Here is a 16,637-nt window from a genome sequence, read left to right as displayed (position 1 = left end):
AGACGCACCGCCCATGCTCATGCGGGCAGCGACGTCATTCCGGTCGCTGCCGCCGTCAGGCGACGGCGGTCGCTTTCGGGCGCAGGGCCTCGATCGCATCGAACTGGGACAGAAAGACTTTGCCGGTCATGTGATCGAGGAAATGGCTGCGATTCAGGCGATCCATCACGGGACCTTTCACCTCTGACAGGTGCAGGCGGATGTTCATGTCGGACAGGCGGGCCGACAGCGCCTCAAGGCTTTCGAGGGCACTGAAGTCGATGTCGTTCACGGCAGAGCACATCAGGACCACGTTGCGGATCGCGGCGTCTTTCACCACCCGGTCCAGCACGTAATCCTCCAGATATCTGGCGTTGGCGAAATAGAGGCTTTCGTCGATGCGCAGGGTCAGGATGGCGGGGTCGGTCTGGACGTCGTGGCGCTTGATGTTGCGGAAATGCTGGGTGCCGGGGACGCAGCCGACCTCTGCGATGTGGGGTTTGGAGGTCTTGTAGAGGTGCAGCAGGATCGACAGGATCACGCCCGCCGACACGCCGGTTTCCACGCCGAACCACAGGGTCGCGAGGATCGTGACCAGCACGGCGGCAAAGTCGGCGCGGGAATAGGACCAGCTGGTCCGCAGGATGCTGAAGTCGACGAGGGACAGCACCGCCACGATGATCGTCGCCGCAAGCGTCGCGTTGGGCAGGAAGTAGATCAGCGGCGTCAGCGCGAAGGCCGCGATGGCAAGGCCCACCGCGGTATAGGCACCGGCGGCGGGGGTTTCCGCGCCTGCATCGTAGTTCACGACAGAGCGGGAAAAGCCGCCCGTCACCGGGAAACCGCCGGTCAGGGCAGAGGCGACGTTGGCGGCCCCCAGACCGATCAGCTCTTGGTCCGGGTCGATGCGCTGGCGCTTTTTGGCGGCCAGCGTTTGTGCGACGGAAATCGATTCCACGAAGCCGATGACCGAGATCAGCAAGGCGGGTAGCAGCAGTTGCCCAACCAGCGTCGGAGAGAAGGAGGGCAGTGTCAGCGGCGGCAGGCTTTGCGGGACATCGCCGACGATCTTGACCCCGTGGTCTGACAGACCCAAGGCCCAGACCACCACGGTCGTGACCACGACGGCCAATACCGGACCGGCCTTTGTCAGCGCGCCAGCGAGCCCAGCCTTCATGCCCCAGCCGCGCAACAGCGGGTTCAGGCCCTTGCGGACCCAGAACAGAAAGGCGGTGGCGCCGACGCCGATGACAAGGGTGATTGGATTGATCTCGCCCAAGTGTTCGAACAGGGTCTTCAGCAGTTCGGGCAGGGTGTCGCCCGACGCGCTGATGCCGAGGATATGCTTGAGCTGGCTCAGCGCGATCAGGATGCCGGATGCGGTGATGAAGCCCGCGACAACCGGATGCGACAGGAAGTTCGCGAGGAACCCCAGCCGGAACACGCCCATCAGGATCATCATGCCGCCCGACAGTGCCGCCAGCGTCAGCGCGGCCAGCGCGTAACCCATCGTGCCCTGATCCGCGATGTTCCCGATCGCCGCCGCCGTCATCAGCGACACGACCGCCACCGGCCCCACCGCCAGCGCCCGGCTGGTGCCGAAGATCGCATAAAGGATGATCGGCGCGATGGAGGCATAAAGCCCCGCCTCTGGCGGCAGGCCGGCCAGCATGGCGTAGGCCAGCGACTGCGGGATCAGCATGATCGTGACGATCACGGCGGCCACCAGATCGTTTGACAGGTTGGCGCGGCTGTAGGTGCGACCCCAGGTCAGGATCGGCAGATAGCGGGCGATGGCGGCGGTGTTCATGAGGTGACTTTCAGGAAAGGTCGCGGCCCGGGGATGGCCCCCGGACCGCCGGTGCTTGCATCAGGCGGTCGTCTTCTCGGGTTCGGCCATCCATTCGCGGCCCTTGAGCATGGCGTGCCAGTACACCTGCGGCAGGGCCTGCGCCTTGAGCGTCCAGGCCAGACGGCTGGGCTGCGTGCCGTCGATCAGCCACGTGGGAAAGCTGGGCAGCAGCTTGCCGCCATAGCCGAACTCGGCCAGCACGATCTTGCCACGCTCTACCGTCAGCGGGCAGGAGCCGTAGCCGTCGTAGATCGCGGCGGCGGATTTGCCGTGAATGTCCGCCATGATGTTGTCCGCCACCACCGGGGCCTGCTTGCGCGCGGCGGCCATGGTCTTGGCGTTGGGTGCGTTCATCACGTCGCCCAGCGACCAGATGTTCTGATAGGTCTTGTGGCGCAGGGTGGCCTGATCCACGTCGACCCAGCCTGCCGCATCCGCCAGCGGAGAATTCCTGATAAACCCGGGCGCGCGTTGTGGGGGGCAGACGTGGATCATTTCGAAGTCGACCGTGACCTCGGTCGGGGCGGTGTCAGGCTTCGCCACCTTGAAGGTTGCGGTCTTTGCGGCGCCGTCGATGGCGGTCAGGGTGTGGAAGAAGTTCAGGTGCGCGTCATATTTCTCGACATAGCGCATCAGCGCGGGAACGTAGTCCTTGACCCCGAAGAGCACGCCACCGGCGTTCATGAACTGGACGTCGATATCCTTCAGCACGCCCGCGCGGTGCCAGGCATCGCAGGACAGATACATCGCCTTTTGCGGCGCACCGGCGCATTTGATCGGCATCGGCGGCTGGGTAAACAGCGCGCGGCCGCCCTTTGTCTGTTGCACCAGTTTCCAGGTGTAGGGTGCCAGGTCATAGCGATAGTTCGATGTCACACCGTTGCGGCCCAGCGTGTCGCTCAGGCCTGCGATGCCGTCCCAGTTCAGTTCCAGCCCCGGGCAGACGATCAGGCGGGTGTAGCCGACCACACGACCGTCACCGAGGATGACGGCGTCCGCGTCCGGCGTGAAATCCGCCACCGCGGCCTTGATCCACGTCACGCCGTCGGGGATCAGCGGCCCGGTCTGACGCTTCGTGTCCTTGGCATCGAAGATGCCGCCGCCGACCATCGTCCAGCCGGGCTGGTAATAATGCACCTCTGACGGGTCGATGATCGTGATGTCGAGGGTCTTGTCCCGCGCCAGCAGGCTGGCGGCCACGGCGATCCCGGCAGAGCCTGCGCCGACGATCACGATATCCGCGCGCACGTCGGGGGCTGCCAGCGGCTTGGTCGTTTGGGCCGCGGACTGTGCGACGGTGGCGGTCATGTCGTAACCGGCGGCGTGGGTGCGGGCCAGCAGGTCGGCTTCCGGCCGCTTGCCCGCCTCTGACCGTGTCCACAACGTCGCGGCGCGGGTGCCTGACTTGCAGAAAGCTAGCACGGGGGCCGGAATCTCTTCTAGTGCGGCACCGAAGGCCGCGACGTCGGCGTCGGTGATCTGGCCAGACACGACGGGCAGGTGCCGCACCTGCAGGCCCGCTGCCTCTGCTGCGGCCCTGATTTGGGCGAAAGAGGGTTGGTCAGCGGATTCGCCGTCCGGCCGGTTGCTGATGACACTGGCAAAGCCTGCGGCCTTGATCGCGGTCATGTCCTCTAGCGCGACCTGCGGCGCGACCGAGACCTGGTCCGTCAATTCCCTGATATCCATCGCCATTCTCCTGCCCGGGGTGTCGTTCAAAGGCCGTTGACCGGCACTTTCAGCATCAGATTGCCGTCCTTGTCGCGCGGCAGGACACCGGCGCGCATGTTGACCTGCAGCGACGGCAGGATCAGTTTCGGCACAGCCAGGGTCGCGTCGCGTTCCGTGCGGAACTTGACGAAGTCTGCCTTCGTCGCACCGTTGCCGACGTGGATGTTGTGGGCCTTTTCCTCGCCCACGGTGGTTTCCCACGCGATATCGCGGCCGTTCGGTCCGTAGTCGTGGCACATGAACAGGCGCATGTCGTCGGGCAGCGTCAACACCCGCTGGATGCTGTCATACAGCGTCGCCGCGTCGCCGCCCGGGAAATCGGCGCGCGCCGATCCGCCGTCCGGCATGAACAGCGTGTCGCCGACGAAGGCTGCGTTGCCGATCACATGCACCATGCAGGCGGGCGTGTGGCCGGGCGTGTAGATCGCAAAAGCCTGCATCGCGCCGATCTGATAGGTGTCGCCATCCTTGAACAGCGCGTCGAACTGTGACCCGTCGCGCTGGAACTCGGTGCCTTCGTTGAAGATCTTGCCGAAGGTTTCCTGCACGACCATGATCTTGTCGCCGATCCCGATCTTGCCGCCCAGAGCGTTCTGAATATAGGGCGCGGCGGACAGGTGATCGGCATGGACATGCGTCTCGATCAGCCATTCCAGCGTCAGACCGTGTTCGCGCACGAAGGCGATCATCCGGTCCGCGTGGTCATAGGTGATGCGGCCGGCGAAGTAATCGATGTCCATGACGCTGTCGATGATCGCGCAGGACGTCGAGGCCGGGTCCTTGACGACGTAGCTGATCGTGTTGGTGGCGTCGTCGAAGAAGGCGGTGACCTCTGGGGCGGTGGTCATGTCGACGGGAAAATCGGTCATGGTGTGTGGTCCTTTCAAGCAGTGGCGGCGCGGGAGGAGCGTGCGGCGGTGATGCCGCGCGCCAGCAGGATACCTGCGATCAGTGCGCCGACGAAAATGAAAACCGAAGTGTTGCCGGTGCCAAGCGCCGGCAGCGCGCCGCCCGGGCAGAAGCCCGCGATGCCCCAGCCTGCGCCGAACACGGCGGACCCGCCCAGCAGGCGCACGTCGATCACGCGGCTGGTCGGTAGGTGAAACCGGTCGGCCATGACCGGCATCGGGCGTTTGAGCACGAAGCGGTAGCCGAGGAACGTGACGATCACGGCGCCGCCCATCACGAAGGCGAGGGACGGGTCCCAAGTGCCGGCGATATCGAAGAAGTTCAGCACCTTGGCCGGGTTGGCCATGCCAGAGACGGAAATGCCCGCGCCGAAGATCAGGCCGGTCAGATAGAGGGTAAGAATGCGCATGGGATCAGGCTCCGATGACGTGGCGGATGATGAAGACGGTGGCGGCTGTGGCGGCCATGAAGGTCAGGACCGAGGCCGCTGACCGCGGCGACAGCCGCGCCAGACCGCAGACCCCGTGGCCCGAGGTACAGCCCGACGAGAATGTGACGCCGACGCCGACCAGCAGGCCGCCGACAATCAGCATGGTCGTCGAGACTGGCACGTCGACGACGGGCATCGCCCCCGTCAGCCACAGCACCAGCAGCGGTCCGCTGACCATGCCGGCCAGCAGCGTAGCGCGCCAGGTGAAATCGGACCGCGAGGCGGGGGCGATGAGGCCCGTCAAGATGCCCGTCGCGCCGAAGATGCGACCGTGCAGCCCCATCAGCAGCACGGCGGCCAGTCCGATCAGGGCACCGCCGCCCAGTGATTGCAGGGGTGTGAACGCGGTCTCCATCATTTCACCGCACAGGTGCTCATGCCGAGCAGGGTATAAAGCGGGCAGACCCGGAAAAGCGCCGTCCCGATCATGACAAGCCCGACAATGGTGATCAGCGTGACGGCAAGCGTGCCGTGAAAGACCGCAATCGGTGCGATCCATGTCAGTGCCAGCAGGACGACCCCGACAAGGGCCCGCATCGTACGGTCTGCCGTTCCGATATTATGTGTCATTGGAATGATCCTTCGGTAAGGGGTGAAGCGCTTCCCGACGATAGCGCTTGATGGTTATCAAAGACTTTGTCCCCGCAGGGCGACAAAACCCGAAAAGTGTGTTAAGGCGCGCCGGGGCAGAGGTTGATCGCGTGGGGCACGTGATCCTCGGCAACGTCGTCCGGCCAACGGATATCCAAGGCCACGGCAGGCTTTGCCAGACGTGCCGCGACATCCTTCGGCTGATCATGGCCAGTCTTGGCGCGGGCAGTTTCCGCAAGGGACAGGCGTTTTGCGGTGTGGACCATGAGACTCTCCGTGAAAGAATCTGCGTTTCGTTACTTATTCAATAATTCATATATGTTTTTATCCGCTGAGGCAATATGCAATGATGTCGCAGGATGATGCTCTTGAAAGTCGCTCGACGCCAGCGCGCAAGGGACGTCATATCAGTGGGCAGGTGATGCGATCGGAGAAGCTGCGCATCAAACAGGTCTTCGGTCGAACCGACAGGGTCGTCCCTGGTGCTGTCCTGCGCCGGACGCGCTGAACAGAACATGCCGCCATGCTGTATGGCAAGGCTCCGGATCTTGCCCGACGTGCGTCAGATGTGGTGAGAGGTGGCCGCCGACAGACGTCACCGGGACTGCACCCAGACTGGTAGAGGCCAAGCCGATCGCGGCGATGACAGGCTAGCCGCAATCGGGACGGGTCCCAGCCGCGGCCCAGCCCACTTCGGAACGGTGGCGCAGGAGCGCGTTTGTCCGTGCTTCGAACCCGACTGAAGAGGGCGATCAGTCGGAAAGACACGCAATGGCCATCACGTCGCGTCGTTGATCCGGGCACGTCAGACTGTGTGCGGCTCTGAAGGACCGGAGGCGGTCAGGTGGGAATGCGTCTCGCGCCGCCCCGTCACGCGCCACGCTGCTGATTGTTCCAGGTCGCGCGACCTTTGAATCCATCTGTCCGGCCTGCCCTCGATTGCGGCGACCGCCAGCTTGGCCTTGTTGGCGGTATCATGGCGCCGCGCCGGGTGGCCTCTGACACGCCGTATCGCGCCATGGTCGGCTGATCCCGCGTGATCCCCGAAGATTTCGCCATGCAGACCTGGATCAGTCCGTCGCCGCAAGAAAGCGCGCATAGAGGACAGAGCCAGCCGACAGGCTGACAGTGTGGGCGCCTTGGTCGGTCAAGAGCCACCCGCCATCCCAATCAATGCCTGCGAGGAGACGACAATGACCTATCAAAGCTTCAATCCTGCCACGGGCAAGCTGCTCAAGTCGTTTGCAGACCTGACCGATGCGGAACTGGAAACAAAGCTCGCCGCCGCCGCCGACTGCTATAAGGCATGGAAGGCGATTTCCCACGCCGACCGGGCCGTCATCATCGCCAAGGCGGGCGATCTGCTGGACGAACGGGCCGAGGATCTGGCCCGCACCATGACGCTTGAAATGGGCAAGCGCATCGACGAGGCGCGCGGCGAAGTCGCCTTTTCCGCCAACATCATGCGCTATTACGCCAAGAACGCTGAAAAATTCCTGCGCGACACGCCGCTGCATCCGGAACATGGCGAAGGCCATATGGAAAGCAGCCCCATTGGCGTCATCTTCGGGGTCGAGCCGTGGAATTTCCCCTATTATCAACTGGCCCGCGTGGCCGGACCGCACCTGATGGCAGGCAACACGCTGGTCATCAAGCATGCAGGCTGCGTGCCGCAATGCGCCATCGCGTTCGAGGCGGTGCTGACCGATGCCGGTGCGCCGCCGGGGTTGTACACCAACCTGATGATCTCTCACGACCAGTCCGATAAGGTCGTGGCCGACCCGCGCATCAAGGGCGTGGCCTTGACCGGCAGCGTCGCCGCGGGGCGGATCATCGCCGCCAGCGCGGGCCGCGCGTTGAAGCCCTCGTCGATGGAACTGGGCGGGGCCGACGCCTTTATCGTGCTGGCGGATGCCGATATGGCGCATACGCTGAAGTGGGCAATCTGGGGCCGGATGTACAACACCGGACAGACCTGTTGTGCCGCAAAACGCTTCATCGTGATCGACAGCGTGGCCGAAGAATTCATGGCGGGGTTCGAGGCCGGGTTGGCGGCGCTGGAGGCGGGCGATCCGCTGTATGCCGCGACCACGCTGGGTCCGCTGTCCAGTGAATCCGCGCTGGTCGATCTGCTGGCGCAGGTCGACGTCGCGGTGAAACATGGGGCCACCGTCGTCTTGGGCGGCACGCGGCTGAACCGGGCGGGCAGTTACATGCAGCCGACAATCCTGACGGACGTCACCCCCGACAACCCGGCCTTCCGCGACGAATTCTTCGGCCCCGTGGCGATGGTCTTCCGGGTCAAGGACGAGGCGGCGGCCGTGGCGCTGGCCAACGACAGCGACTTCGGTCTGGGCGGGTCGGTCTTTACCACCGATATGGACGCCGGACGCCGGGTGGCGAGTGCTGTCGAGACGGGGATGATGTTCATCAACAACATCAGCTGGTCCGACGCGGACCTGCCCTTCGGCGGGATCAAGGCGTCCGGGTACGGCCGCGAACTGGGCAACATGGGCATCCAGCAGTTCGTGAACAAGAAGCTGGTACGCACCATCAAGGCAGATGCGCCGGTCTGAGGTATCGCCTCCGGGCGGCGGAAGGCCTTCGCCGCCCGGCTCCTTTCATCGGAAGCTTGCCCATGTTCGTGAAGAGCGCCGTTCTGAAAGAAACCGGTCCGGGCGAGCGACGGGTCCCAGCGGTGCGCAGCGGTGCCAAGGGCAAGCTGACGGCGATGCCGCAGATGGTCGCCTTCATCGCTTTGACCGACGGCACGCCGTGGCTGGGGGTGCCGACGCTGATCGCTGTCTACTTTGGCTTGGCACGCCTCTTCGGCATCCTGACGACTTTGCCCATCGGCGGGGCGGACATGCCGGCCCTGATCTCGGTCTACACTGCCTTCACGGGGCTTGTGGTCGGGTCGGCGGGCTATGCCCTGCAGAACCCCGCAATGATGATTGCGGCTATGTGCGTGTGGGCTGTGGGCCTGATGCTGACACTGCTGAGGCCCAAGGTGATGAACCGGTCGGTCGCCGATATCCTGTTCAAGACCTTCAGGGCCACCAAGACGCAGAGGTACGGCAAGGTAGACGGCGAACCGAAACCGACCGCCCCCGCCGACGACGGCATACGTGATGGCAGGCAGGTCATCATCTTCCAGTCAGACGCGATCAATCCTGAATTCGCGCTTGCCGACGTGGCCCTTGTGATCGGGGCGAATGACGTGGTGAAGCCGGCGGCGCGGACGGACACGTCCTCGCCCATCGCGCGCCAAGTCTACGTCATTGGGTGCGGGACCGGCAAAGGCTACGCCGGTATCGTCAACGCGCTTTTTTACAAGGGTAATTGCAACGCGGTCTACGGCGACGCCGCCGCGATCCTGACCGAGATGACCGAGGCCGTGCGCGGCCTTGGCAAGGCCGCAGCGGAGCCCGCGCGGATCATTCAAGGAGACACCTCATGACCAAGACAATGCACGCCGCCTTCGTCACCGCCTTCGGCAAGCCGCTGGAATTCCGCGACGTGGCGATCCCCACGCCCGGACCGGGCCAGATCCTGGTCAAGACTGAGGCCTGCGGCGTCTGCCACACCGACCTGCACGCCCGCAACGGCGACTGGCCCGCGAAACCGACACCGCCCTTCATCCCCGGCCACGAAGGCATCGGCATCGTCGTGGCGCTGGGCACCGGTGTCACGCTGGTCAAGGAAGGCGACCGGGTCGGCGTGCCATGGCTTTATTCCGCCTGCGGCCATTGCGAACATTGCCTGCAGGCCTGGGAAACTGTCTGCGCCGAGGCGCAATACGGCGGCTATACGGTCAACGGCGGTTTTGCCGAATATATCCTGGCGGATCCGAACTACGTGGCCCACATCCCCGCAGGCCTGACACCGCAACTGGCGGCCCCGCTGATCTGCGCAGGGGTTACGACCTACAAGGGCCTGAAGGTGACAGAGGCGCGGCCCGGGGAATGGGTCGTGATCTCTGGTGCCGGGGGCCTTGGGCATCTGGCGATCCAGTATGCCAAGGCGATGGGGTTGCAGGTCTGCGCGGTGGATATCGACGCGGGCAAGCTGGCGCATGCGACAAAGCTGGGGGCGGATTTCGTGGTGAACGCGACCGACGCGGACGCCATCGCGGCTGTCCGCAAGGGCACCGACGGAGGTGCCCATGGCGTGCTGATCACCGCTCCCTCGATCCCCGCCTTCCATCAGGGCATCGCGATGGCCCGCAAGCGCGGCACCTGTGCGCTGGTCGGCCTGCCAAAGGGCGATTTCCCGGTGCCTTTGTTCGACGTCGTGGCGAACTGCATCACGATCCGGGGATCCTTCGTCGGGAACCGCGAAGACATGGCCGAAACGCTTGCCTTTGCCGCGGACGGTAAGGTCAAGGCCGACATCGAGTTGCAGCCCCTGAGCGCAATCAACGACGTCTTCGATCGGCTGGAGCAGGGCAAGGTCGCGGCCCGCGTCGTGATCGACTTCGCGGGCCCTGCCGACACCGGCAAGGCTATGCCGCGTGAACTGGAGGCGCTGCCATCCTGAACCCCATACAGGCCCTTCTGACCGTGGGTCAGATGACCGAGGTCGCCGCCTGACGGGGGAAGGTTGCGGTGTTGTGCGGTCCGGGCAGCAACGGCGGCGACGGGTTTGTCGTGAGCCGGCATTTGGCCGTGGTCGGCCGGGACGTGCGGCTGGCCTTGCTGTGGCACCGGGACCATCTGAAGGGAGAGGCGGCGCATCACGCAGCGCTTTGGTCCGGCGCTGTGGCATTGCCTGACGCCAGAGGTGGTCGACGATACAACGCTGGTCGTGGATGCGCTGTGCGGCGCTGGTCAGAGACGGGTCCTTGATGCGCCTGTGGCCCCGATATTTGCCGCCGCTGCACATCGCCCGCAGTGCCGCCGATAGGGTGATCGCAACCCCCGACGGTCGCGCGATCATCAATGCGAACGCGCCGCCGACGCCGGGGATGGCGGCGGCGGTGGATGGCAAGCGGCTGCGGCTCTGCGCCTTCACAACGCCGGGCGATGCAGATCTGCAGAGCCTTGCCCGCAGCCTCGCAGCATGCTTTTGCGCCGCTCCGACGCGGCTCAGCAGAGGTACAATTCCTCTTATATCCAGCGCCAGCGTGAGGCTCCGCAGGGCTGCTGTCATGCATGGGACATAGGCTGAACCCACTTCTGGTCGCATGTCAGAGTGGCCGAGGTGCGACGGCTTTGCACGGTCCGGCTGGGGTCCGGGTCCCTTCGACCGCTGGATGCGGCCGGAATTGTCGTCGTGCGCCTTCAGGTTCTGTTCTGGTTCAAATGCGATCAACCCAGCCGCAAGATAGGGTGCATTTACCAACTGCGATGCGTTTTAAGTCCGGGGGCGATGCAACCCAAAGTTCTGGTTTCATTCAAATGCAATGCCCGTGGACAGGGCAAAATCCGCAGGCGCAGGAACTTTCGGGAATGGCGCATAAGGCCATTCACCTCGCATTGACGAATACCCTTCAAGGTCGCGACGAACGTATCAGACCGGGAGAGCCTCATGAAACCGATCATCCGACTGCTGGCCCTGGCCGCGCTGGCAAGCCTCGCGGGTCAGGTCCGTGCCGAGAGCGGCATCGCGCCTGACGCCGTCAGCTTCGCGCAGGTCGCAGCGCTCGACGGCCCTGCCGCTGCCCTTGGTACGGGCATGCGAGACGGAATCCTCGCAGCCTTCGAGGAGGCAAACCGTGCCGGCGGCGTGCACGGTCGCACCGTGCACCTTGACAGCTTCGATGACGGTTACGAGCCGGACCAGTCGGTGGCACTGGTGCGGTCGATCATCAGCGGCGATAGCCATCTGGGCTTTATCGGGGCGGTTGGCACGCCGACGTCGCAGGCTGCCCAGCCCATCACGACCGAGGCCGGCGTGCCCTTCATCGCTCCGTTCACCGGAGCGGGCTTTCTGCGCGATCCCGCCCTGAGCAATGTCATCAACGTCCGCGCCAGCTATGGCGCCGAAACGGAAGCGTGGATCGCCTATCTTGTTGATGGCCTGGGCCTGCAGTCCATCGCGATCCTGTATCAGGACGACGGTTTCGGGCGGGTCGGGCTGGACGGCGTCGTGCAAGCCCTCGACAAGCGTGGGATGACCCTGGCGGCGCAAGGGGCCTATACCCGCAATACCGTCGCCGTGAAATCCGCCCTGCTGGGCATTCGCAAGGCTGCACCGGAGGCTGTCGTCATGGTCGGTGCCTACAAGCCCATCGCCGAATTCATCCGCCTGTCAAAGTCGCTGAAGTTTGACCCCACCTTCGTGAACATTTCGTTCGTGGGATCCGATGCGCTCGCTGCGGAGCTCGGCCCTGACGGCGCAGGCGTGATCATCAGTCAGGTCGTGCCATTTCCGTGGGATGCGTCGCTGAAGATCGTTGCGGATTATCAGGCCGCCATCACCGCCGCCGATCCGGATGCACATCCCAGTTTCGTGACGCTGGAAGGCTATCTTGCGGGTCGCATCGCCCTGCGTGCGCTGGAGGAGGCCGGCCCCGACCTGACCCGGGACGGATATCTGGCGGCGATGAACGGACTCGGCAGCTTCTCTCTCGACGGACTCGATGTCGCCTATGGTGCAAACGACAACCAGGGTCTGGACGACGTGTTCCTGACGCGGATCACGGACGGCGGCACATTTGAAACAATCGCAGCACCGCAAGCTCACGCCAGCAACTGACGCAGCGCCGCGACTCACCGCCCAACCGCCGCCGCCCCGATGCAGGTGGTGGTCGGTGCGCGCGTTGCGCAACTGCACGTACCAAGGAATGATATGACCCAAACCCTCAGACGTCACTTCGGCAGCATCGCTTTCAAGATCATGGGCAGTCTGGCAGCCATGGGCATCGCAACCGGAGCCGCAGTGATCGTGGGGCTTCTGGTCTTCGCGTCGCTCGGGGCGTCGGTGCAGTCGCTGATGACCGGCGGCATCCCGCGGATCGGGGCGAGCCTGACCGTCATCGCCGGAAGCCGTGCGGCAAGGGATGCGCTGGCCTCGGTCACATTGGCCGCGGGGCCCGAGGCGCTGGATCAGGCGCGGCAGCGGTTTGGCATGGCGCTGGATGAACTGGACGCCAGCGTGGCCAAGATGGATTCGGCCGCTGCGTCCGGGCTGCCGCAGATGGTTGACGATCTTGCTGGGGCGGTGGACCGGATGGCTGCCGCCCTTGGCGAGAGGTTCAGGGCCGAGGCGCAGATGATCGCTCAGATCAAGGATTTCCAGTCCCTCGCGACGACGACGAGCGAGACCCTGACAGAACAGTCCGACACGGCCTTCTTCGACCTGTCGATCGGCGGCGAGACCACTGTCACGACAGTCCGCGGCGCCCTCGAGACACTGACGGAGGACGAATTCGGATTGATGCAGGCCATCATGGAGGCGCGGGCGGACCTGAACCTCGTCACCAGTCTCGCGTTGGCGATCAATGCAGAGCAGGACGCCGCGTTGGCCGTCATCATGCGCGATATCGTCACCGCGGCGTTCAACCGGATGGACCACGCCCTCACGCTGCTGAAAGACAACAATCGCCTGGCTGACAGCGAGGATACTTTGCTGGCGGCCCGCGACGCACTTGGTCAACTGGCCAAAGGCGGGTTTGCCCGTCGGCCGGGCCTGTCTGAACGGTTGCTGGCGTTGCGCAAAGAGAGTGACGCCGCTTTGGGACAGTTGATCGACGATCAGTCTTTCGCATTGGCCATCATGGCGGAGGATCGTGCCACCGAAACCGATGCTGCGATCCGCAAGCTGGTCGATACCGACGTCGGCAAACTGCGGGAAACGTCGCAGATCGAGATTGCCGTGAAATCCTTGTTCGTGGATGCGCTGCTGGGTGCGGCGTCACAGGACACGATGGCTGTCGAGGCCGCGCAGGCGTCTTTGACGGAAAAAGCGCGTGTCGTTGCTGCCAATGCGACGGTTGATATGGTGACACCTGACCTGCGCGCAGGTCTTGATCGGATCATCGCATTTGCAGATGCGAAAGACGGGCTGCTTGCCACGCGGCGCACGTATCTTGATGCCGTGACCACGGCCGCGGCCCTGTCCCGCGATGCCAGCGACCGGCTGACACAGATCGCCGCCACGGCCCAAGAGCAGGGCGCAGAGGCCATGCAGGCGATGGTGCGGTCTGGCGATGCGGTGCTGGCCGAGACGGCGCGCGCGCGTGTAAAGATGCTGCTGATCGGTGGCATGGGTGCGGCGCTGCTGCTGTTGTCGCCGCTGCTGACATGGTTCTGGATCGTCAAGCCAATGGGCCGTGTCACGCGGGTGACGGAACGGCTGGCCACCGGCGATCTTGCTCCGGTAACAGGTTTCGAGCGGACTGGCGGAGAGATCGGGCGGATGGCGGCAGCACTCGGTGTTTTCCGCAACGGGCTGATCGACCGCGAGGCAATGCAGGCCCAAGAGCGCGAGCGCGAGGCGCTCGACCGGTCAAACGCCCTCGCGGCCCAAGAGGCGAAACGTCTGGCAGAGGTCAAGGCCAAGACCGCACAGGCGGAACGCGATGCGCGTGAACGCGCCCGCGACGACGCCGACCGGGCGCGGCAGGCCGACCTTGCACGCACGGCGCAAGCGGAACGCGACGCCCGTGCCGCCGAGCAGGCGCTGGTCGTGACTAATCTGGCCCAGGCGCTGCAGAAACTCGCTGCAGGAGATCTGACCACCGAGATCGCGACCCCCTTTGCCGGGGGGTACGAGGACCTGCGTCGTGATTTCAACGCGACAGTGGGGGCGCTGGCCGCGACATTGCGCGAAGTGATTGATAATGCGGAAAGCATCAAGAACGGAGCGCGCGACATCTCATCCACCGCCGATGGCCTGTCACGGCGGACCGAAAGCACCGCCGCGACCCTGCAGCAGACCGCGCTTGCGATGGATCAGTTGACGTCGTCGGTCGGATCCTCGGCGCGTCTGGCCATCGAAACCGATGCCTCTGTCGCAGCCGCCAAGGGGAATGCGGAGGTCAGCGGTGGCGTCATCGCCGAAACCGTCGCGGCCATGGACCAGATCGCCAAATCGTCCGACAAGGTCACGGCGATCGTGAAGCTGATTGACGATATCGCGTTCCAGACAAACCTTTTGGCGCTGAACGCGGGGGTCGAGGCCGCGCGGGCGGGCGATGCCGGCCGCGGCTTCGCCGTCGTCGCCTCGGAAGTGCGGGCGCTGGCGCAGCGGTCATCCGAGGCTGCGAGCGATATCGGAGATCTGATCGCCCAGAGCGGGCATCAGGTGCGCAAGGGCGTGGAACTGGTCGGCCGCACCGGTGCAGCGCTTGGCGAGATCGTCGCCTCCGTCTCGACAATCGCGGGGCAGGTGTCGGATATCGCCGCATCCGCAAAACGTCAGTCGACGACCTTGGCTGAAATCAATGGCGCTGTGACACAACTGGACCAGTCGACCCAACAGAATGCGGCCCGGCTGGAAGAGACGACAGCCGCGAGCGAAACATTGACGCAGGATGCCGTGTCGCTGGTCGTCAGTCTGGAACGGTTCAATCTGCGCGATGCTGGGGTCGGTTTGACCCACAGGCAAAGTGGCACAGGTGGCGCATTGTCAAAATACGCCAGATCAATCTGACGAGGGGAGCCCGCAATCGCGCCATTGCTGCGGTTTTCGGCGCCCCATTCCGTTTTGGCCGCATCCTGATATGATAATGCCGAGGCATTAGGGCTGCATTGTATCGGGATGCCGTCCGTTCCCTGCGTGCAGTCCTCTTCTCGGCTAAGTCGGGGCAGGCGATCCAGCCAATCAACGCGCGCGGCTTTGCTTTCACGTCGGGTTTTATGTCCTGATCTCGTTTTCAACGTGATCACGCTGGCCCGTCAGCTGAGATGGATTTCCGTTCTTCGAAACGAGGACTGTGGTGCTCGCTCAAGAGGCGCTGAATGGCAGCAGCTCGCTGATGATCTCATGTTACGCAGAAATGCGCGGCCGAGATTAGACCACCGCCGTTCGCGTAACAGTGAACAACACCCCACGCGCGCCGTAGCAGAGCCTATGATGGGCTGGCGCGGTGGGTGAGCGTTGCGCTGTCGTCCGTGGCGAAATCCTCGGCCAGTGCGACCATCCGGTCATGCAGAGGAGACTTGATGCAGACGGGGTCCGTCGCCGCTGGATCGCCGGCGATCGCCATCGCCTGACACCGGCAGCCGCCAAAGTCGATCTTGCGGCGGTCGCAGGAGCGGCAGGGTTCCTGCATCCAGTCTTCGCCGCGGTAGGCCTGAAAGGCGGCGCCCTGATACCAGATCTCGGACAGGGGCCGGTCACGGACGTTGTCGAAGGTCAGGTGCGGGATGGTTTCGGCAGCGTGGCAGGGCAGGACCTTGCCGTCCGGCGTGACATTCAGCCCAGTCGTGCCCCAGCCGCCCATGCAGCGCTTGGGGTAGTCGCTGTGGTAGTCGGCGGGGACGTAGTCGAGGACCAGCTGGCCCTTCAGCCGCACGCGGGCCTCGGCCACGATCCGGCCGGCCTCGGCCGCCTGTTCGCGGGTCGGCATCATCGCGGCGCGGTTTTCCATCGCCCAGCCGTGGAATTGCACGATGGCGACCTCGATGCGGCGGGCCTTCATCTCAACTGCCATTTCAATGGCGCGGGGCAGCTGATGCAGGTTCTGGCGGTGCACGACGGCGTTCAGCGTCAGCGGAAAGCCCGCATCGACGATCCACTGGGCAGCCTGCATCTTGCGGGCAAAGCCGCCGCGGTAGCCGCCGATGCGGTCGGCCATGTCGGCGTCGGTGCCTTGCAGCGACAGCTGCACGTGGTCCAGGCCCGCCTCGTCCAACTCCTTCAGCCGTCGTTCGGTCAGGCCGATGGCCGAGGTGATGAGGTTGGTATAAAGCCCCGCGTCCCGGGCCGCGCGGACGAGGTCCACCAGATCGCGGCGCGAGGCAGGTTCGCCGCCTGACAGGTGCAGTTGCAGCACGCCAAGGTCGGCGGCCTGTTTGAAGACGTCGATCCAGACCTCGGTCGGCAGTTCGGCGTCCCTTTTCGTCAGCTCCAGCGGGTTGGAGCAGTAGGGGCAGGACAGCGGGCAGCGGTGGGTCAGTTCCGCCAGCATCGCGATGG

General features: G+C 64.6%; 14 protein-coding genes. 6 read left to right on the top strand and 8 right to left on the bottom strand.

Annotated elements, in window-relative coordinates:
- Window positions 1-55: 55 nt before the first annotated feature.
- The 7 genes from GLR48_RS02985 to GLR48_RS02955 form a co-directional block, all read right to left on the bottom strand.
- Window positions 56-1,789 carry a SulP family inorganic anion transporter gene (locus GLR48_RS02985; RefSeq protein ID WP_237058523.1) on the bottom strand — a complete coding sequence of 578 codons (1,734 nt, stop codon included), beginning with the start codon at window positions 1,787-1,789 and terminating at the stop codon, window positions 56-58.
- A gap of 60 nt (window positions 1,790-1,849) precedes the next feature.
- The gene (locus GLR48_RS02980; protein WP_237058522.1) at window positions 1,850-3,520 is read right to left on the bottom strand and encodes a bifunctional protein tyrosine phosphatase family protein/NAD(P)/FAD-dependent oxidoreductase; all 1,671 of its coding nucleotides are present in this window, start codon (window positions 3,518-3,520) and stop codon (window positions 1,850-1,852) included.
- Between the two features lie 26 nt (window positions 3,521-3,546).
- A complete protein-coding gene (locus GLR48_RS02975; protein ID WP_237058520.1) occupies window positions 3,547-4,431 on the bottom strand; it encodes an MBL fold metallo-hydrolase in 885 nt (294 codons plus the stop codon).
- A gap of 14 nt (window positions 4,432-4,445) precedes the next feature.
- Window positions 4,446-4,880, bottom strand: a complete 435-nt coding sequence (locus GLR48_RS02970) for a DUF6691 family protein (protein WP_237058519.1) — start codon at window positions 4,878-4,880, stop codon at window positions 4,446-4,448.
- Window positions 4,881-4,884: 4 nt separating this feature from the next.
- Window positions 4,885-5,316, bottom strand: coding sequence for a YeeE/YedE family protein (locus GLR48_RS02965; RefSeq protein ID WP_237064311.1), 432 nt, complete (start codon window positions 5,314-5,316; stop codon window positions 4,885-4,887).
- Window positions 5,316-5,531 (bottom strand): YgaP family membrane protein, encoded by a 216-nt coding sequence (locus tag GLR48_RS02960; RefSeq protein WP_237058517.1) that lies wholly within the window; start codon window positions 5,529-5,531, stop codon window positions 5,316-5,318. Before GLR48_RS02960 ends, GLR48_RS02965 begins: the two co-directional genes overlap by 1 nt.
- Before the next feature lie 101 nt (window positions 5,532-5,632).
- Window positions 5,633-5,818, bottom strand: coding sequence for a rhodanese-like domain-containing protein (locus tag GLR48_RS02955; protein ID WP_237058515.1), 186 nt, complete (start codon window positions 5,816-5,818; stop codon window positions 5,633-5,635).
- Between the two features lie 927 nt (window positions 5,819-6,745).
- Between GLR48_RS02955 and GLR48_RS02950 the strand changes: the two genes are divergently transcribed.
- From GLR48_RS02950 to GLR48_RS02925, 6 genes are all read left to right on the top strand, one after another.
- Entirely contained in the window at window positions 6,746-8,128 is a 1,383-nt protein-coding gene (locus GLR48_RS02950) for an NAD-dependent succinate-semialdehyde dehydrogenase (protein WP_237058513.1), read from the top strand.
- A 62-nt stretch (window positions 8,129-8,190) separates the two neighbouring features.
- Window positions 8,191-9,012, top strand: a complete 822-nt coding sequence (locus tag GLR48_RS02945; protein WP_237058511.1) for an NAD(P)(+) transhydrogenase (Re/Si-specific) subunit beta — start codon at window positions 8,191-8,193, stop codon at window positions 9,010-9,012.
- A complete protein-coding gene (locus tag GLR48_RS02940) occupies window positions 9,009-10,091 on the top strand; it encodes a zinc-dependent alcohol dehydrogenase (RefSeq protein WP_237058509.1) in 1,083 nt (360 codons plus the stop codon). The genes GLR48_RS02945 and GLR48_RS02940 overlap by 4 nt, the downstream gene beginning before the upstream one ends.
- A 68-nt stretch (window positions 10,092-10,159) precedes the next feature.
- Complete coding sequence (locus GLR48_RS02935) at window positions 10,160-10,399, top strand: NAD(P)H-hydrate epimerase (protein ID WP_336886611.1); 240 nt, start codon at window positions 10,160-10,162, stop codon at window positions 10,397-10,399.
- Window positions 10,400-11,081: 682 nt separating this feature from the next.
- Window positions 11,082-12,251, top strand: coding sequence for an ABC transporter substrate-binding protein (locus tag GLR48_RS02930; protein ID WP_237058507.1), 1,170 nt, complete (start codon window positions 11,082-11,084; stop codon window positions 12,249-12,251).
- Window positions 12,252-12,344: 93 nt separating this feature from the next.
- Window positions 12,345-15,149, top strand: a complete 2,805-nt coding sequence (locus tag GLR48_RS02925) for a methyl-accepting chemotaxis protein (RefSeq protein WP_237058506.1) — start codon at window positions 12,345-12,347, stop codon at window positions 15,147-15,149.
- Between the two features lie 418 nt (window positions 15,150-15,567).
- On the opposite strand, the gene pqqE is transcribed toward GLR48_RS02925, so the two are convergent.
- Entirely contained in the window at window positions 15,568-16,629 is a 1,062-nt protein-coding gene (gene pqqE / locus GLR48_RS02920; RefSeq protein ID WP_237064309.1) for a pyrroloquinoline quinone biosynthesis protein PqqE, read from the bottom strand.
- Between the last annotated feature and the right edge of the window lie 8 nt (window positions 16,630-16,637).

Origin of the sequence: Loktanella sp. M215, assembly GCF_021735925.1 — a bacterium.
Taxonomy (GTDB): Bacteria; Pseudomonadota; Alphaproteobacteria; order Rhodobacterales; family Rhodobacteraceae; genus Loktanella.
Note: the sequence above shows the minus strand (reverse complement) of the source record. Positions and strands in the feature narration are given on the sequence as shown.